This is a genomic window from Erythrobacter epiphyticus (genome assembly GCF_034653295.1).
Classification (GTDB): Bacteria; Pseudomonadota; Alphaproteobacteria; order Sphingomonadales; family Sphingomonadaceae; genus Erythrobacter.
The window spans coordinates 86,760-104,278 of record NZ_JAYEEU010000004.1; the positions used below are offsets into that span (position 1 = coordinate 86,760).

General features: G+C 62.6%; 20 protein-coding genes. 6 read left to right on the top strand and 14 right to left on the bottom strand.

The window, feature by feature from the left end; all coding sequences use genetic code 11:
• Positions 1 to 7: 7 nt before the first annotated feature.
• From SOQ14_RS02445 to SOQ14_RS02490, 10 genes are all read right to left on the bottom strand, one after another.
• Positions 8 to 892, bottom strand: a complete 885-nt coding sequence (locus SOQ14_RS02445) for a LysR substrate-binding domain-containing protein (protein WP_322896455.1) — start codon at positions 890 to 892, stop codon at positions 8 to 10.
• Between the two features lie 93 nt (positions 893 to 985).
• Positions 986 to 1,909, bottom strand: coding sequence for a hemolysin family protein (locus SOQ14_RS02450; RefSeq protein ID WP_322896456.1), 924 nt, complete (start codon positions 1,907 to 1,909; stop codon positions 986 to 988).
• Between the two features lie 25 nt (positions 1,910 to 1,934).
• On the bottom strand, positions 1,935 to 2,414 hold the full coding sequence (gene ybeY, locus SOQ14_RS02455; RefSeq protein WP_322896457.1) for an rRNA maturation RNase YbeY: 480 nt from the start codon (positions 2,412 to 2,414) through the stop codon (positions 1,935 to 1,937).
• A 203-nt stretch (positions 2,415 to 2,617) separates the two neighbouring features.
• Positions 2,618 to 3,046 (bottom strand): hypothetical protein, encoded by a 429-nt coding sequence (locus tag SOQ14_RS02460; RefSeq protein WP_322896458.1) that lies wholly within the window; start codon positions 3,044 to 3,046, stop codon positions 2,618 to 2,620.
• On the bottom strand, positions 3,040 to 3,324 hold the full coding sequence (locus SOQ14_RS02465; protein WP_322896459.1) for an ArsR/SmtB family transcription factor: 285 nt from the start codon (positions 3,322 to 3,324) through the stop codon (positions 3,040 to 3,042). Before SOQ14_RS02465 ends, SOQ14_RS02460 begins: the two co-directional genes overlap by 7 nt.
• Positions 3,321 to 3,728, bottom strand: a complete 408-nt coding sequence (locus tag SOQ14_RS02470) for a DUF1761 domain-containing protein (protein ID WP_322896460.1) — start codon at positions 3,726 to 3,728, stop codon at positions 3,321 to 3,323. Before SOQ14_RS02470 ends, SOQ14_RS02465 begins: the two co-directional genes overlap by 4 nt.
• Positions 3,729 to 4,111: 383 nt before the next feature.
• Entirely contained in the window at positions 4,112 to 5,143 is a 1,032-nt protein-coding gene (locus SOQ14_RS02475) for a PhoH family protein (protein WP_322896461.1), read from the bottom strand.
• Between the two features lie 108 nt (positions 5,144 to 5,251).
• Positions 5,252 to 6,595: a tRNA (N6-isopentenyl adenosine(37)-C2)-methylthiotransferase MiaB gene (miaB, locus tag SOQ14_RS02480; protein WP_322896462.1), complete on the bottom strand. Its 1,344-nt coding sequence runs from the start codon at positions 6,593 to 6,595 to the stop codon at positions 5,252 to 5,254.
• A 198-nt stretch (positions 6,596 to 6,793) separates the two neighbouring features.
• The gene (locus tag SOQ14_RS02485) at positions 6,794 to 7,528 is read right to left on the bottom strand and encodes a class I SAM-dependent methyltransferase (protein ID WP_322896463.1); all 735 of its coding nucleotides are present in this window, start codon (positions 7,526 to 7,528) and stop codon (positions 6,794 to 6,796) included.
• An 851-nt stretch (positions 7,529 to 8,379) separates the two neighbouring features.
• The gene (locus SOQ14_RS02490) at positions 8,380 to 8,841 is read right to left on the bottom strand and encodes a peptidylprolyl isomerase (protein ID WP_322896464.1); all 462 of its coding nucleotides are present in this window, start codon (positions 8,839 to 8,841) and stop codon (positions 8,380 to 8,382) included.
• Positions 8,842 to 8,947: 106 nt separating this feature from the next.
• Here SOQ14_RS02490 and mgtE point away from each other — a divergent pair, with 106 nt between their 5' ends.
• Together mgtE and SOQ14_RS02500 are read left to right on the top strand one after the other, a co-directional pair.
• Positions 8,948 to 10,396: a magnesium transporter gene (gene mgtE / locus SOQ14_RS02495; protein ID WP_322896465.1), complete on the top strand. Its 1,449-nt coding sequence runs from the start codon at positions 8,948 to 8,950 to the stop codon at positions 10,394 to 10,396.
• Between the two features lie 55 nt (positions 10,397 to 10,451).
• Positions 10,452 to 10,844 (top strand): DUF1489 family protein, encoded by a 393-nt coding sequence (locus tag SOQ14_RS02500; protein WP_322896466.1) that lies wholly within the window; start codon positions 10,452 to 10,454, stop codon positions 10,842 to 10,844.
• A gap of 106 nt (positions 10,845 to 10,950) precedes the next feature.
• Here the strand turns inward: SOQ14_RS02500 and SOQ14_RS02505 are convergent, their stop codons facing one another.
• From SOQ14_RS02505 to SOQ14_RS02515, 3 genes are read right to left on the bottom strand one after another with little or no spacing between them, the layout of a single operon-like run.
• Positions 10,951 to 11,634 carry a DsbA family oxidoreductase gene (locus tag SOQ14_RS02505; protein WP_322896467.1) on the bottom strand — a complete coding sequence of 228 codons (684 nt, stop codon included), beginning with the start codon at positions 11,632 to 11,634 and terminating at the stop codon, positions 10,951 to 10,953.
• Positions 11,631 to 12,539 (bottom strand): NAD(+) diphosphatase, encoded by a 909-nt coding sequence (nudC, locus tag SOQ14_RS02510; protein WP_322896468.1) that lies wholly within the window; start codon positions 12,537 to 12,539, stop codon positions 11,631 to 11,633. Before nudC ends, SOQ14_RS02505 begins: the two co-directional genes overlap by 4 nt.
• A complete protein-coding gene (locus SOQ14_RS02515) occupies positions 12,539 to 13,873 on the bottom strand; it encodes a serine hydrolase domain-containing protein (protein WP_322896469.1) in 1,335 nt (444 codons plus the stop codon). The genes nudC and SOQ14_RS02515 overlap by 1 nt, the downstream gene beginning before the upstream one ends.
• A gap of 123 nt (positions 13,874 to 13,996) precedes the next feature.
• On the opposite strand from SOQ14_RS02515, the gene SOQ14_RS02520 reads away from it, so the two are divergent.
• A complete protein-coding gene (locus SOQ14_RS02520; protein ID WP_322896470.1) occupies positions 13,997 to 14,218 on the top strand; it encodes a hypothetical protein in 222 nt (73 codons plus the stop codon).
• On the opposite strand, the gene SOQ14_RS02525 is transcribed toward SOQ14_RS02520, so the two are convergent.
• Positions 14,215 to 15,267, bottom strand: coding sequence for an A/G-specific adenine glycosylase (locus SOQ14_RS02525; RefSeq protein ID WP_322896471.1), 1,053 nt, complete (start codon positions 15,265 to 15,267; stop codon positions 14,215 to 14,217). The genes SOQ14_RS02520 and SOQ14_RS02525 overlap by 4 nt on opposite strands.
• A gap of 29 nt (positions 15,268 to 15,296) precedes the next feature.
• On the opposite strand from SOQ14_RS02525, the gene SOQ14_RS02530 reads away from it, so the two are divergent.
• The 3 genes from SOQ14_RS02530 (at position 15,297) to SOQ14_RS02540 (ending at position 17,504) form a co-directional block, all read left to right on the top strand.
• Entirely contained in the window at positions 15,297 to 15,830 is a 534-nt protein-coding gene (locus tag SOQ14_RS02530) for a DUF721 domain-containing protein (protein WP_322896472.1), read from the top strand.
• Positions 15,827 to 16,621, top strand: a complete 795-nt coding sequence (locus SOQ14_RS02535) for a DsbA family protein (protein WP_322896473.1) — start codon at positions 15,827 to 15,829, stop codon at positions 16,619 to 16,621. The genes SOQ14_RS02530 and SOQ14_RS02535 overlap by 4 nt, the downstream gene beginning before the upstream one ends.
• Positions 16,622 to 16,754: 133 nt before the next feature.
• Positions 16,755 to 17,504 (top strand): thioredoxin domain-containing protein, encoded by a 750-nt coding sequence (locus SOQ14_RS02540; RefSeq protein WP_322896474.1) that lies wholly within the window; start codon positions 16,755 to 16,757, stop codon positions 17,502 to 17,504.
• Positions 17,505 to 17,519: the final 15 nt, after the last annotated feature.

The window sequence follows — 17,519 nt, forward strand, 5'->3', positions numbered from 1 at the left end:
CGGGCGCTCAAAGCCCCGCGCGCACCAGCCAATCGTGAAACAGCCGCACCGGGCGGCTTTCCAGCGCGACCGGCTTGCACACGAACCAATAGGAATAGGGGCTTTCCACCGGCACGCCCGGCAGATTGGTGAGGCGATTGTCGCCCGCACGGCGCAAGTGATCATCATGCATAATCGCAATGCCGAGGCCCTGGGCTGCGGCTTCGAGCATCAGCTGGCCGGAATCATAATGATCGATCGCCACCGGATCCATATCTTCAAGGCTGTTGGCCTTCTTCCACGCGACAAAGCTTTCCGGCAGCTCGTTGTGGATCAGGAAGGTCTGTTTCGCCATGGTCTCGGGCGAGACGACATTGCCGATCCCGCGCGCAAGTTCCTTGCTGCAAATGGCGTGGACGAGATTGTGATCAAGCCGCACCGCATGGAGGCCGCTCGCCGGACCGCGGGAGAGGATGATCGCGGCATCAAGCGTATCCCCGACCCGGTCTTCGAGATGGGGCGCGGTATCAATATCAATGTGCAGCAGCGGGTGGCGCTTGCGCAGCTCCCCCAATCGCGGGAACAGCCGCTGGCTGCCGAACATCGGCAGCACGCCCAGCCGCAGACGGAGCAGCGCGATATTGTCCGACTGGCTTTCCACCGCGCGGGCGAGCGCTTCCATGTGCGGATTGACCGCTTCGTAGAAGGCCTGCCCCTCATCCGTGAGTTGCATCGATTGTCGCGCGCGGGTGAACAGCTTCTTGCCGACGAATTCTTCCAGATTGGTGATCCGCCGCGACAGCGCGGACGGACTCAACCCGATCTCTTCCGCCGCCGCGCGGGCCGAGCCAAGACGAACGGTGCGCATGAAAGCTTCAAGAGCGCGCAGGGGAGGCAAGCGGCGTGCAGGCATGGTGTGGCTCCTTGATCGAAGGAGATACGCCCGACAACCCCAAAGGATGCAAAAAATCGAAGTGGCTGCGAGAAATTTTGCGGTGACTTGCCTTTACTGCAATTCGCTCGCAACAGCCGGGGCATGGAGCCGCAACCGCGTCACATGGGTCTCGTCACCCGCGGTGACTTCAATGCGCCAGCCGCTCGGGTGTTCCAGAATCGCCCCCACCGGCGGCACGGCTTCGGCGAGCACGAACGCCAGCCCGCCCAGCGTATCGACCGCTTCCTCGACCTCGGCGAGCCGCGGATCGACCAGCTTGGCCACATCATCAAGCTCGGCGCGGGCATCGCAATCCCACATCCCCTCCCCGATCGGCACGATCAGCGCGGCCGGCGTTTCGTCATGCTCGTCCTCGATTTCGCCGACGATTTCCTCGACCAGATCCTCGATCGTGATCAGCCCGTCAGTGCCGGAAAACTCATCGAGCACCACCGCGAGATGCACCCGCCGTGCGCGCATGTCGGCGAGCACATCCAGCGCGCCGCGCGATTGCGGGACATAAAGCGGCTGGCGCATCAGCACCGTCCAATCGGCGGGCGGCGGTTTGCGTTCGGCGAGAAAGGGAAAGACATCCTTGATGTGGATCATGCCGATCACATCATCGAGCCGCTCGCGATAGACCGGCATGCGCGAATGGCCATGTTCGGAGAATTTCGCCACCAGCTCGTCCCACGAAATCGCGGCATCCACGGCCACGATCTCGCCGCGCGGTACCGCGACATCATCGGCATCATGTTCGGAAAAATGCAGCAGGTTGCGCAGCATCTGCCGTTCAAGCGCGGTCAGATCGCCCTTGTCGCTGCCTTTGGCAGGCGCGGCGGAATCGCCGTTTTCATCCTCGTGCTCATCGATGGCTTCTTCAAGCTGTTCGCGCAGCGAACGCGCGCCTTCGCCCAGCCCAAGTGCTTTACGGATGGCAGGCCACAGCCCGCTGCTACTGTCCGCGTCTCCGGCGGATAAGGGAGAATCGGCCATGGCCGTCTGGAAAGCTCCTGCTGTTTCACCGCCCATATGGGTCAGGGATGGCCAATTTTGCAAGTATTGCCACTTCAAGCGCTTCCATTGCTTCGGCCTGTGTGTCGCTTTCGACATGATCGTGACCGGCAAGATGGAGCAGGCCATGCACGATCAGATGAGCGGCATGGTGTTCGAGCGGCACAGCCTTGTCCGCCGCTTCGCGCGCGCAGGTCGCATGGGCCAGCGCGATATCGCCGAGCATGACAGGGGGGCCATCGCCGCCCAGCGCGGCGAGTTCCGCCCGTTCCAGCATCGGGAAAGAGAGCACATTGGTCGGCTTGTCGCGGTCGCGCCATTCGCGGTTCAGGGCGTGCACTTCCGCGTCCGAGGTGAACAGGATGCTCACCATCAGGCGCGGGTTGGCGAGCAAGGGCTCACCCTCGCCTGCGGCCTGCGCCGCGCGTTCGGCCAGCGCCTGCCATTCCCCGGCAGGCCAATCCTCAATGTCGATATCAAGCTGCATAGGCGCCGTGATGGAGACATGTGAGACACTGTCTTGAGCGCAAAAACCTCCGCTCTCGAAAGGCAAGTTTCGCAAGGCACAGCTGCGCGGGAAAGGGGCCACGGATCATCGCCCGCGGCCATAGCGCGCATTACCCGATTTAGGAAAGCGCTGCTTGGCGATAGGCGCAGAGCAAAGGCGGGAATTGGGTATGAAGTTGAAGTTCAGCTATTTGCTTTCTGTCGACCGCCAGAGGGCGATGATCGCATGATTACCGGGATTTCCTCTTTGAATCTGAAGCGCAACGCGGACCAATCCTCATCAAGGGCAATCTGCCTGACGCCGAGCAGTCCAAGAGCATGGATCGGTTCCCAGCCAACGTCGCGAGTGATGTCGCTTTTGATCCGGCCAGATTTCTTGGGATAGCAGAGCCATAGATGGCCACCCGCCATGTAATTGGCCGCTACCTGCGCAGCTGCTTCTTCGAGTTCGGCCGCGTTTCTGGCGAAAGCAATGCGGAAGGTGGGTGAGTCAGACCTTGCGTCTTCAAGTTGGGCGAGTTCTATCTTGAGCGCCGTCGGAAGGCGCCAGATTTCAGTGCCCATGCCCGGCTTCCAACCGAGTTTCTCAATCAACGAATTGGCCATCAGCATTCGCCTCTTTGCTGTCGCATCCAATTTTGGATTGCGTCTTCAAACTTCCAATCGGTCAGTCGAACTCGGCGTTCGCGACCCACCGCTTCACGCTCGATGAGGCCTGCCTCTTCCAGGATATTGAGGTGGCGCATTACGGCGAAGCGCGAGACAGAAAAAGCTTCGCAGATCTCGGTCACCCTTGCTTCTGGTCGACGCGCAACCTCTTGGAGGACCCTGCGGCGTTGTCCGTCGGATAGGGCAAAGAACACCGCAGCCAGTTGTTGTTCGTCGCTCACACAAGCAGCCAAACGGCCAGCCCACCAACGACGGAAGCGGCCACCAACTCGTAGCCGGCGTCGATGAGGATTACCGACCAAGGACGGTCCGCCCAGACACGATCCTTGAGCATGGGTAAAAACGAAAAGGCAGCTGCGATTGCCGCACCCAACGTGAGCCCAACGAAAATGGAGGGTGCGCTGATTTGGCGAAGCAACACGATAATCACCGCAGCCTGTGCGAAGCTTGCCAGTGCCGATGCCGCCAATGCCGCTTTGGTGTTGATCCTCGCTTCGCTTATGTCTGCTTGGGTAACTCCCAAGCCGCTCATCCAAGCTTCAGCGAAGGCCAAAGGGCTATACCAGAGGCCTCCAATTACGAAATGGAGCAGGGCAAGAGCTGCAAGGACTACGAGATCATTCATGTGCGATCCTCATCACGTTACTCAGATCGCACATAAATGCGTATGGAACCGGATTCAGCGGAGCTAACCTATTCGTTTTGAAGATCAAAATGCTAATGACTGTGACGGGGTCGTGTACTGAATGGCAGAAATTTTTGCGAGCGGGGCAAAGCCGCGATGCCGCTTTCGGGATCACGTGTTGGCCCGGGGTGCATAGCTGGTCGTGGGTGGAAACTGCCCTTTCGTCATCCCAGCGAAAGCTGGGACCTAGGGCGGGAAGCGCCGTCCTGTGCGGCCCTGGGCCCCAGCTTTCGCTGGGGTGACGGGGAAGGCAAGATTGGGGTCGACACCCGAACGGCAGCTTTTCACCACAAACCCCGAAAAGCTGACCTGCCGCTTTGCGCCTACTCTCCGCCGCCCTCGTAAGCCTCGACGATCCGGCCGACGATGGGGTGGCGCACCACATCAGCAGCGGTGAAGCGGATCGTGCCGAAGCCTTCGACACCCTCAAGCCGGCTCACCGCATCATTCAGCCCGCTCATATTCGGGCCGCCCGGAATATCGACCTGCCGCGGATCGCCGCACACCACCATCCGGCTGTTCTGGCCAAAGCGGGTGAGGAACATCTTCATCTGCTCGCGCGTGGTGTTCTGCGCTTCATCAAGAATGATAAAGCTGTCAGCGAGCGTGCGCCCGCGCATGAAGGCAATCGGCGCGATCTCGATCTCGCCGCTCGCAATGCGCCGTTCGACCTGTTCGGGCGGCATGCAATCGTTCAAGGCATCGTAGAGCGGGCGCAGATAGGGATCGACCTTGTCCTTCATATCGCCGGGCAGGAAGCCGAGCTTCTCGCCCGCTTCCACCGCGGGGCGCGACAGGATCAGCCGCTGCACGCTGCCGCTGATCAACTGGCTGACCGCCTGCGCGACCGCGATATAGGTTTTGCCCGTCCCCGCCGGGCCGAGCGCGAAGATGATATCCTCCTTCGCCAGCGCCCGCATATATTCGATCTGCGTGGCGGAGCGCGGCACAATCGTCTTGCGGCGCGTGCGGATCATGATCGGCGGCGCGCCCTGATCGCCCGAGATAATGCCTTCAAGCGTCGGTTCGGCGGACATGGCAATCATCGATTCGATCGCCCCGCTATCCAGCGCCTCGCCGCGGGCAAGGCGATCATACATGGTCTTGAGCGTTTCGCGCGCGCGGGCGACATCATCTTCCGGCCCCTCGATCACAACCTGATGGCCGCGGGCATGGATATAGACGCCAAGCCGGTTTTCGACCTGCACCAGATTGGCATCAAACTGGCCGAAGAGCGGGCCAAGCAAAGCCTGATTTTCGAAGGTGAGATCAACGCGGGCGCGGCGCGGCGCGGGAATTCCGCGCGGATCGGGCGAAAGTGCCGGGTGTTCGGCGCGGGACGGTCTGCGGCCCATAGCTTCCTTTGGCTGCGGGCAAGGGACAATCCCCTGCCCTGAGTCGGGAAGGTAAGAGCCCTGCGCGCCAAAGCAAGCAAGCCGGGGCACATCAACGGTGGAAAGTCATCAAACCGTCGCGCGGTGGCGGACCAGCCCTTTGAGCGAATTGGGCCCGGCTTCGGCCAGTTCGACTTCGACCAGATCGCCGATCGCGCCTTCGCCTTCAAACCACACCGATTGCAGCCACGGCGATTTGCCAAGCCATTGGCCGGGATGGCGCCCGGTGCGTTCGACCAGAATGGTGCAGGTCTTGCCGACGCTCGCCTGATTGAAGGCAAATTGGTGGTGGGCGATGCGCTGCTGAAGGCGCTGGAGCCGCGCGTCCATCACCTCGGCGGCGATCTGGCCATCCATTGTCGCCGCCGGGGTGCCGGGGCGCGGGGAATATTTGAAGCTGAAGCAGGCGGCGTAGCGCACTTCATCAACAATGCTGAGCGTGTCCGCGAACTCGGCTTCGGTTTCGCCGGGAAAACCGACGATGAAATCGCCCGAGAGCGCGATATCGGGCCGCGCAGCGCGCACCTGTTCGAGGATGCGCAGATAATCCTCGGCGGTGTGCTGGCGGTTCATCGCCTTGAGGATGCGGTTATTGCCGCTCTGCACCGGCAAGTGCAGATAGGGCATCAGCTTGTCGACCTCGCCGTGCGCGGCGATCAGCCCCGGCGTGAAGTCATTGGGATGGCTGGTGGTGTAGCGGATGCGCTGGAGATCGGGCAGCTTGGCGAGCGCGCGGATCAGCCCGTCGAGCCCGACCGCGCGGCCCTTGTCATCCTCGCCCGTCCAGGCATTCACATTCTGCCCCAGCAAGGTGATCTCACGCGCGCCCGCTTCCACCAACTTCTCGGCTTCCGCGATCAGATGCTTGAACGGACGGGATATTTCCGCACCGCGGGTATAGGGCACCACGCAATAGGTGCAGAACTTGTCGCAGCCTTCCTGCACGGTGAGGAACGCAGCCGGCGCACGCTTGCGACGCTGCGGGAGCGCGTCGAACTTGGCGATGGCGGGCATGTCGCTGTCGGTCGCCCGGCCGCCCTGCGTGGCGGTTTCCAGCATGGCAGGCAGGCGGTGATAGGCCTGCGGTCCGACCACGATCGAGACAGCCGGCGCGCGCGCCATGATCTCTTCACCTTCGGCCTGCGCAACGCAGCCGGCGACCGCGATCAGCGGCTTCTTGCCCGCTTCCTCGCCCGCCTTCACCAGCCGGCCAATATCCGAATAGACCTTCTCGGCGGCCTTTTCGCGGATGTGGCAGGTGTTGAGGATGACGAGATCCGCTTCCTCGCCTTCGGGCGCGGGGGTGATCCCCTGCTCGCCCAGCAATTCTGCCATGCGCTCGCCATCATAGACGTTCATCTGGCAGCCGAAGCTCTTGACGCGGAAGGTCTTGGGAGGCGCGGAGGGTTTCATGAGCCTGCGCCCTTAGCGCCAAGCCGCGCCGGGTTCAATCGGTCCTATCAGGCACTGGTCACGCCGAACGCCATCCGTTCGCAAGCTCAAGCAGCCTTTCCCTATAGCCACCGGCCACAACGCCACCGTCCTGTCCTTCACACCATTCCTCGAACCTAGCGCCGCGTGACCATAGCGCAAACCGAATGCCTGCTACGGCTAGCCTTTTTCCAGGATAGCCAAAGCCTGCCACAGCGGCGGATGGTTGCTGCCGTCAGAGCCGTCAGTAAACCGAGGGGGCGCAAAGCCGGCCGTCATCGCGAAGCGGGCTATCCAGTCGCGATGAAGGAATGTGTCGAGCTGCTGGGCTGCGTCCCCACGGCGCAGATGGGCAAGATTGTTTTGCCAGACCACGTCATGCGCCGGGTCCTCCAGTTCAAGGAACGAGAAAACCAGCCGACCGCCAGATTTGAGCGCACGGAATGAGTCAGCCAAGTAGAGGTATGATTCCGCTGGGTAAAGATGGGTGAAAACAGACCAGTGAAAAATGATGTCCAGAGAATCGTCGGGGGCAACGATGTTCGGCGTTACATTCAATACCGTTTCGTAGCCTTGGCATTGCCGCCTCAGTTCATCAAGAAGCTCGGGCACGACATCGGCCCCGATATACCGGCCGCGCCAACCTGATCGCTGCAATGCTTGGGCGGTGCGCCCGCTTCCACACCCCAAATCGTATATGGCCATCCCGTCAGTAAGACCATGATGGCGCAGGGCGCTTACCTGCGCATCACCCTGAGCAACGAAGGCCTCTATCGTGTCGGAACCGATCGCTTGAGCAAGAGCGAGAGCCCGGTCATGCGGGTTACTTCGCAATTTACGACGCACTATTCTTCTATAGTCTTTGACAGAATGACTGATATGCCGTCTGCGAAAATTCAAATCAGGAAAACGCATCGACAGGCGATCCTTGATAACCAGTATAATTCGCTGCGATGTCGATCATCTACAGCACGTATTGGTTGACCATATCATCCGGTTATTCGCGTTCTTTATGACAGCATTTCCATCATTTTGGACATCCAAAGTCGCTCCCTGATTACCATGTGTATTGCTGCTCCACATAGCCTGCATATTATTTTCTGTGATGTTGGGATTGTCACAACCTGAGATTGGAACCTGAAGTACACCCTGCGCACCAAGCACAACGAGATGTCCATCCGACTGGAATCTCAATATGCACGCCTCGGTTACGAGAGTTGCATTGGGAACACTTTGATATCGGGGACTTGTATTTGGCGCCCTCCAAAGAACCTGATTTCCATAGAAAAGCCGGAGTGGCCCATTCGGCTGGAAACCAGACTGGATTTGTATCCTCAATTGAAACCGAGCGTCGCCAGACTGAAATCCGCCGCCGTTACGAAGAACGATCGACGACCCGGGAGAAGCAACAACGGGGATTTGCACAAAGATGGTCTGGGCGGACGCCGCCACAGAGCCCAGTATCATCGCACCGTAAATCAAGAGTCGGACATTTTTTCGCACCCGAGCGCCCATGCCATCCCTTTCGGCGACCCATGGCTGATGATTCTTAATGTTTTACAGTGGTTTAATCGCCCTCACAAGTGGAATGGCGAGGCGCTGTCCGATTTGGCGGGACCGGAGGCTTGGAGCTGTCATGGAAGCGCGCGTTTGGTGCAGGGCCGCAGAGAGCGCACGCCGTGGGCGCTCCTGCAGATACGGGGCTTCAAGCGAACCCGCGCACTGGTTGGGAAGGTCCCCGCATCCGCGGGGACCCACCGGGAAAATCAGGCAACCGTCGCCTTGACGATCTTGCCGGGCGCGCGCGGCGGCTCGCCCTTGGGCAGGGCATCAATATGCTCCATCCCGCTCTCGACCTGACCCCAGACGGTGTATTGCTTGTCGAGGAAGCGCGCATCATCAAAGCAGATGAAGAACTGCGAATTGGCGCTGTCCGGCACGGCCGTGCGCGCCATCGAGCAGGTGCCGCGCACGTGCGGGGCATCGTTGAATTCAGCCTTGAGATCAGGCAGATCGCTGCCGCCCATCCCGGTGCCGGTCGGATCGCCGCCCTGCGCCATGAAGCCGGCAATCACGCGGTGGAACACCACGCCATCATAGAAGCCATCCTTGGCCAGCGAGGTGATCCGCTCGACATGGCCCGGAGCGAGATCGGGCCGCAGCTTGATCACCACATCGCGCGCCTCGCCATCGCCGGTGTCGAGGGTGAAAGTCAAAGTTTCGGCCATGTCTATTCTCCGCTTTGGGGTTGGGTTTGGCCGCGCTTTTAGCAGGCCGCAAGCGCCTGTCACCCTCCCCGCTTGCTTTTCATCACCCTGCCCCTAAACGCCTCATATGGCCGAAGATCGCATCCTTGAGGATGATCTGCACATCGCCGAAACGGGCGAGGCCGAAGTGCGCCCGGATGACCGGGTGGATGATGAGCGGCTCGACAGCGAAAACCGTCTCAAGGCCGATTACGTCAGCGCCATCCGCGAAGCGCTCGACGCGGGCGACAAGGGCACGGCCTATGATCTGGTCGAACCGCTGCACCCCGCTGATATTGCCGACCTGATCGAACTGCTTGACCGGCCCGATCGCACCGCGCTGATCGCCGCGATCACGGATTTGATGACCGGCGACGTGATCGCCGAACTCAATGATTTCGTGCGCGAAGATCTGATGGAGGCGCTGCCGCCCGAAGCGGTCGCCACCATCGCCGAACAGCTCGATACCGATGATGCGGTCCAGCTGATCGAAGACCTCGACGAAGCCGATCAGCGCGCGGTGATTGCCGAGCTTGAGCCGGAAACCCGCGAAGCCGTCGCGAGCGCGCTGGCCTATCCCGAAGAGACCGCCGGCCGCTTGATGAGCCGGCATTTCGTGGCGGTGCCCGAACATCTCACCGTGGGCGATCTGATCGATTACTTGCGCGAGGAAGGCGATCTCGAACACGAATTCTACGAAGTCTTCGTGATCGATGAATTCCACCGCCCGGTTGGCACCTGCGCGCTCAACTGGGTGCTCACCAGCCCGCGCAATATCCGCCTCACCGATGTGATGAAACGCGACCAGACGCTGATCCCTGTCACCATGGATCAGGAAGAAGTCGCGCTGATGTTCCAGAAATACGCGTTGATTTCCGCCGCGGTGGTGGATGATGCCGGTCGGCTCGTCGGCCAGATGACAGTGGATGATATCGTCCACATCATTTCCGAGGAAGCGGGCGAGGATGCGCTGCTGCTGTCCGGCGCGGGCGATGGGGACATCAACGAGCCGATCCGCGAAAGCTACAAGGCGCGGGTACGCTGGCTGCTGGCCAATCTCTTGACCGCCTCTGTGGCATCATCGGTGATCTCGCAATTTGAAGATACCATCGCGGCAATGGTGGCGCTCGCCGTGCTGATGCCGATTGTCGCGGGGATCGGCGGCAATGCGGGCACGCAGACACTGGCGGTGACGGTGCGCGCGCTCGCCACCAACCAGCTCACCGCCAGCAACACCTGGCGCGCGGTGCGGCGCGAGCTTTCGATTGCCGCGCTCAACGGCACGACGGTGGCCGTGGTGATCGCGCTGGCGGTTTCGCTGATCTTTGCCAACGTCCAGCTTGGCATCGTGATCGGCCTCGCGATGGCGTGTAACATCCTGATTGCCGGCTTTGCCGGCGTGTTCGTGCCGCTGACCTTGCAGAAGATGAAGGCCGACCCGGCCATCGCTTCTTCGATCTTTGTCACCATGACAACCGACTCGATGGGCTTTCTCGTCTTTCTGGGACTGGCCGTCGCGAGCGGGCTGGTCAGCTAACCGGCAAGCCTCCTTTCCCGTTGACAGCCGCAGCCGCGCGCGTGAGGGATGGCGCATGCCTCTTCACCTCACCAAGATCGCGTTTGGCGCGAAAAGCTATGATCATCTCGCGGGCTGGTATCGCGGACGCGGCGAAATCCGGCTGACCACGCGCAACCGCCCGACCCGGCACGAGGAGTGCATCGGCGGCTCGCTTTACTGGATCATCAATCACGCCATCGTGGCGCGTTCGCCGATCATCGGCTTTGTCAAAACCGATGATGGCCGCTGGGATATCTGCCTTGAGCCGGTGCTGATCCGGGTCCACACCCAGCCCAAGCGTGCGCATCAGGGCTGGCGCTATCTTACCGAGGACAAGGCTCCGCGCGATGTGAGCGAGGGCGAGGATATCGGCGATGCCCTGCCGGGCAAGCTGGCGATGAAGCTGGAACGGCTGGGGCTGGTTTGAAATTCTCCCCTCCCCTTGGGGAGGGGCCGGGGGTGGGGGTTCTGCCCGACGAATGGCTGACCACCCATCCCCAACCCCTTCCCTCAAGGGAAGGGGCTAGAAGGGTTTACCCCGCCGCCCGGCTTTTCTCCGCCACGCGCCGCAGCGCGTTGACGTAAACCTCGGGGGCCTGCGCGCCGGGGATCAAGAACTTGCCTTCCACGATCATCGCCGGGACGCCTGAAATGTTGAAGTCCCAGGCCTGCTGCTCTTCCGCGATGACGCGGGCTTCGAGCGCGGGATCATCGAGCGCGGCCTTGGCCGCTTCGCGGTGCAGGCCGACGCTGGCCGCAATATCGAGCAGCACCGCCCGATCATTCAGCGCCTTGCGCGCGTTGAAATGGGCGCGGAACAGCGCGAGCTTCAACGCGGTCTGCACCTGCGGGCCTGCCTCTTCCAGCGCGAAGGTCAGAAGCTTGTGGCAATCGCGGGTGTTCCACATCATCGCGGGCGGGGCCTCGCCCTCCCCTTCGTAGGACAGCGAAACGCCCGCGCTGTCGGCAATCGCCTTCATCTGTCCGCGCAAGGCTGCGCCTTGTTCGGCCGAGCGGCCATATTTGCGCTGGAGATGCGCTTGCTGCTCCTCGCCCTCGGGCGGCATTTGCGGGTTCAGTTCGAACGGCCGCCACCGGATTTCCGCGGCGATCTCGCCCTCAAGCGCGGCCAAAGCCTTGGTCAGTTGGCCATAACCAATAAGGCACCACGGGCACATCACATCGGAATAGATGTCGATGGTAAGGCTTTGGCTCATCGATCAAGCCACCAGCACACAAGATGATGCGCAATTGCGAAGGGGCGCGGGAAATAGAGCAAGTCGGTCCCCGCCTCGCCCGCGGCGCGTGCGGCTTGCAGCTCCGCGCGGGTGAACCAGCGCGCATCTTCGAGCTCGGTGGTATCGATGGTAAGGGTGGGATCATCCGCCACCGCAGCACAGCCGATCATCAGCTGGCTCGGGAAGGGCCAAGGCTGGCTGGCGATATAGCGCACATCGCGCACCCGCAATCCTGCCTCCTCCCACACCTCGCGCGCGACCGCTTCGGCAATGGTTTCGCCCGGTTCCACAAACCCGGCGAGCGCCGAATACATCCGCGGCGGAAAGCGCGGCTGGCGGCCGAGCAGCAAGCGATCCTCGTGCTCGACCAGCATGATCGTCACCGGATCGGTGCGCGGGAAGTGATCCGCCCCGCAATTGTCGCAATGCCGCTGCCAGCCGCCCTTGGCAGGCTTGGTGGCAGAACCGCAGCGGGCGCAGAAGCGGTGCCGTGCATGCCAATCGACGAGGCTTCGCGCCCCGCCATAGATCGCCAGATCATCAGGACTTAGCACCTGCATCACTTGCCACGCGGCAGGCATGGCATAGGCCGGGCCCTCCGCGCCCTCACGCGGCACCGGCGCAAAATGTGCCTTGCCTTCCAGCAGGCCGAGAAACACCAGTTCCGCATCAGGCGCGACATCGGCCAGCGTGCCCCAAGACAGGCCGCCGCGATCATCCAGCACCGGCAGCAAGCCATCCATCAGCAGCACCCGCGCGCGCCAGTTCATGTGGCTCGCCAAGGCCGCCTCGTCCGCGCGGATGTGATCCGCGCGATCGATCGGCGATCCCGAAAAGGCAATCGGCGCCGGTTGGGTCAGACCGGAATGCGCAGTGTGATGCATCACGCCGCCTTGGTGCCGTTCTTCCGCATTTCGACGAGATCGGCTTCCATCGCCGCGAGGAATTCATCGCGGATCGGATAGGCTTCGGACGGCATGTACTGGGTGAACAGGCCGGTGCGCAGGCCCAGCCCGTAATCCACCGCTGCCACCGTCCCGGCCGCGCCGCTCCAGCCGAAGGTTGTCGGCGTCGAGCGGCCACCGGCACCATGCCCCGCGCCTTCGATCCAGCTCCCCTTGGTGTTGACCGTGGCAGGCAGCAGATCGGAGACGCCGACCCGCACCGCTTCCTCACTCATCACCCGGTTGCCATCAATCGCGCCATAGCCAAGCAGCATGCGCAGGAAGCGATCATAATCCCGCGGGCTCGACACCAGCCCGCCCCCGCCCGTGGGGAATTGCGGCGGATCAAGATAGACCGAGTTGATGCCCGGATCGATCGGGAAGGGCGCGCCGTTGATGATGCCGTAATTGTCGGTAAGGCGCCCCGCCTCGCTCTGCGGCACCTGCATGTAAGTGCTGATCATCCCGCAGGGTTCGAAAATGCGCTGCTTGAGGAAGGCCTCGAATTCCATCCCACTCGCCACTTCGATCACGCGGCCCAGCAGATCGATGCTGCACGAATAGCTCCACGTGGTCGCTGGCTGATACATCAGCGGCAAGGTCGCGAGGCGATCGGCAAATGCAGCGAGATCCGGCGCCGGGGTAACTGGCGGGAAGCCCGGAATGGGCGCCCGGCTGACCCGTCCACCCACCAGCCCGAGCTTGTTATAGGCCTCGCGCAGCGGCCCTTCGCTGATGATCTGATAGCCCAGACCCGAGGTGTGCGTCAGCAATTGGCGGATGGTGATGGGCCGTTCAGCCTTCACCGTCTGATCAAGCGGCCCCTTGGGATCGACCAGCACCTGCATGTCGCGGAAAGCCGGCAGGATTTCATGCAGCGGCTGATCCAGCCCCAGCTTGCCTTCGTCGATCAGGATCATTGTGGCCATGCCGGTGATCGGCTTGGACATCGAATAGATGCGGTAGAGCGAGTTTTCATCGACCGGCGTCGGACGCGCGAGCGACAGCGTGCCGCCCCCCACGCTGTGGGCGTGATCTTCCTGACCCCAGCCAAAAGTCAAGTAGAGATTGGCCACCTTGCGCGATGAAACATAGCTGTCGGCAAGCTTGGCCACATTGGGCCAGCTTTCCGCGACATTATGCGCCAGCAATTGCCGCCCGAACGGCAGGCTCGCCAGCGATACCCCCGCCCCCGCCAGTGCGAGCGAGCGAAACAGCGAACGGCGCGACAACGCCGGGTTGAGAGCAGCAGTCTCAAACTCACGAAAGGCCATGACAGGGAATCTCCGGACAGTTCAGTTTTTTGACTGTGTGCGGCAGCATCGCCCATGGGTCAATCGGGCGCGTGCAGATCGCGCAGGCTTGCCATGGCGAAGTGTAGTAGCCATATAAGACACATGCTCAATCTCCTCAGCTTCCTGTTCGGCATTATCAGCCTGATCATCGTGATCCCGGCGCAGATCCCCATGCTGGGCTGGGGCAACTGGTTTGCCTTGCCGGTGATTGTCGTGGGCATCCTGCTGGGCGCGCTGTCATCCAAGAACGCGGGGCGCGATTTCTGCCTGATCGTGCTTTTCATCGCGAGCGTGCGCCTGCTGCTCGGCGGCGGATTTTTCTAGGTCGCAGCCAGCGCCAGTTGCGCGGCCTTGGCAAACAAGGTCGGCAAGCCCGCTTCATCAAGCCGGGCTATCGGCCACCATCGGCCTTCGCCGGGCGGAGGAGCATCGGTCGCAAGGCCCTTCACCGCAAGGGTCAGATGCGCGTGGGTGAAGCCATGGCGCACCGCCCCGAGATCGCGCCAACTCCCCGCCAGCGGCAGGATGCCAGTGCCGTCGCGCGCCGCGCTCCAGCCATCATCGGGCAGGGCCCGCATCCCGCCGAGCATGCCCGCAGACGGCCGCGTCACAAGCCACACGCAGGGCTCGCCTTCCGCATCGGACTGCACGATCCAGAATGCCGTGCCGCGCCGCTCGGGCACGGTTTTCTTGGCGGGCTTGACCGGCAGGCTTTCGGGCGCGCCGGTGGCATGGCCCGCGCAGGCTTCGCGCAAGGGGCAGAGCAAGCAGCGCGGTGCCTTGCTGGTGCAGATCTGCGCGCCGAGATCCATCATCGCCTGTGCGAAGTCACCGGCGCGCTCCTGCGGGGTGATCTGCTCGGCCGCAGCCCGGATCGCCTTGCGGGCACCCGGCAGGGGATCGGCAATCGCAAAGAGCCGCGCGGCGACCCGCTCGACATTGGCATCGACCACCACCGCGCGCTGCCCGAAAGCAATCGCCGCCACCGCCGCAGCGGTGTAGGCGCCGAGCCCCGGCAGGCTGCGCAGTTCGGCCTCGGTCGCGGGAAAGCCGCCGCGTTCGGCGACGGCGCGCGCGCATTTCACCAGATTGCGCGCCCGCGAATAATATCCCAGCCCCGCCCAGGCGGCCATCACCGCATCCTCATCCGCCTGCGCGAGCGCGACAACCGAAGGCCAAGTCGCCACGAACTTGGCAAAGTAGGGCTTTACCGCGGCGACAGTGGTCTGCTGGAGCATGACTTCGGACAGCCACACCCGGTATGGCCAGTCGGGATCATCGGGCAGCGCACTGCCCGGCGCGAGGCGCCATGGCAGATCGCGGGCATGGGCATCATACCATTGCAGCAGGATGTCGGAGATGCTGGCAGTCACGCCGCGCCTATGGCATGGGGCAAGGCGTCATGGGAAGCGACAACAAAACCTCGAAACCTTATGTCCGCCCGCGCGGCGGCGGCGCGAAGGCGATCGGCGATCTGACGCCCGATATCGGCCGCACCGCGTTCCGGCGGTTCGGCTTCGTGCAAAGCTCGGTCGTGACCCGCTGGCCCGAAATCGTCGGCCCGACCCACGCCCGCGTCTGCGCGCCCGAAGCGATCCGCTTTCCGCCCGGCGAGAAGGCTGATGGCATCCTGCAACTGGTGGTGATCCCGGCGCATGCGCCGCTGATCCAGCAAGTCACCCCGGAGATTATCGAACGGGTCAACCGCTTCTTCGGATACAAGGCCGTGGCTCGGGTCAAGCTGCGGCACGGCGCTGTCAAACCGCCCGAAGGCCTGCGCGCGGCCAAGCCGCCGCCCTCGCTCAAGCCGATTCCGATGGAACTTGGCGACAGTCTGCGCGATATCGGGGATCCTGAATTGCGCATGGTGCTTGAATCGCTCGCCCGCAGTCTGGAAACCAGCGAAAACCGCAAGAAGGAACAGGATCAGCAATGAAGCCCGCGTCTGCGATTGCCAGTGCCCTCGCTCTCGTCGCTGCCACGCTCGGCGCTGCGCCCATACTCGCGCAGAAAGCGCCCGCGCCGCGGCAGGATCTCGCCAATCCGGACAGCGCCTTTGTCGCCAGCCAGAACAAGGGCACCTGGCAGGCCACTGTCACCCGCACCGAACGCGGCCACCTGATCGGCAATCCCAAGGCGCAGAGCACGATGATCGAATTCATCAGTTATACCTGCCCCCATTGTGCCGACTTCGCGAACGAGGGTGAGCGCAGCCTTGATCTCGTGCTCGTCAGCCCCGGCACAATGAACCTTGAGGTGCGCTCCTTCATCCGCAATCCGATTGATCTGACGGCCTCACTGCTGGCTGCCTGCGGGCCGGTGGCCGGGTTCAAGGATCGTCACCGGCTGCTGATGAACACGCAGGGCGAATGGTTGGAAAAGGCGCGGCAAGCCCCGCGCAGCCAGCTTGAAGTGTGGTTTCGCGGGGATGCCCCGGCGCGGGTCAATGCCGCCAATGCGCTCGGGCTGGTCGACATGCTGGCCAAGGGTGGCCAATCGCGCAGCGTCCTTACGGCATGCCTGATGGACGACAAGGCGGCCGCCAAGCTGCTGGAGGACAGCGATGCCGACCGCGCGCAATTTGCGGTGCCGGGCACCCCGAGCTTCGCGCTTGATGGCAAGCTCATCAAGGATGTGCACAATTGGCAAGCGCTGTACCCGGTGCTGTCGGCCCGGTTTGGATCGCCCACCCCGCCCCAAACCGGCAGCGCACCCAAGGCGCGCTAGGCTGATCGGCGTGGTATGCCGGGCGCAAGGGGCGCGATTTGTGCGCCCATTTGTGCACAGGCCTGCCCCCTCCCGTCTTGCCGCGCCCCTTCCCGCCTGACTATTCTCAACCCTCTTATCTGGACACCGCACTATGATTACTCGCCATCGCTCGTTCCTCACCGCTATCCTCGCCGCGCCGCTGTTGCTGGCGGGCTGCTCTGACGAGGCGGAGACGGCTGACGGTGTTGCCGCGGGCGAGCCGATCCCGGCGATTGCCGCACCGGCTGGCACCGCATGGGCAGAGACCGTCACGGTCACGCCAGAAGGGGGCTACCTCGTCGGCAATCCCGAAGCGCCGATCAAGCTGGTGGAATATGCCTCGCACACCTGCGGAGCCTGCGCCGCTTTTGCCGCACAGGGCAAGCCCGCGCTCAAGCAGCAATATATCCCGACCGGCGTCGTCAGCTTTGAACTGCGCAATCTGGTGCGCGATCCGATCGATCTGACGATCGCTACCCTGGTGCGCTGCGGGCCGAAGGAAAACATGCAGCCGCTCGCGGACGAAGCATGGGCTGCGCTCAATGATATCTTCGCGCGCGCGGATGCCAACAATGCCCAATTGCAGGCATCGGGCAATCTTCCGGTCGAACAGCGCTTCATCGCGATTGCACAGGCCACCGGGCTGATTGATTTCTTCGCAGCGCGCGGCCTCAGCGCCGATCAGGCTCGCACCTGTCTGGCTGATCGCGGCAAGATCGAAGCGATTGCCAATGCTTCGACCAAGCAATCGGACGAGCTTGGCATTCAGGCTACCCCGACCTTCCTGCTCAATGGCAGCAAGATCGACGCCAACCAGTGGCCGCAGCTTGAACCGCTGCTGCAACGCGCTGGCGCGCGGTAAGGGCCGCAAGGCAAG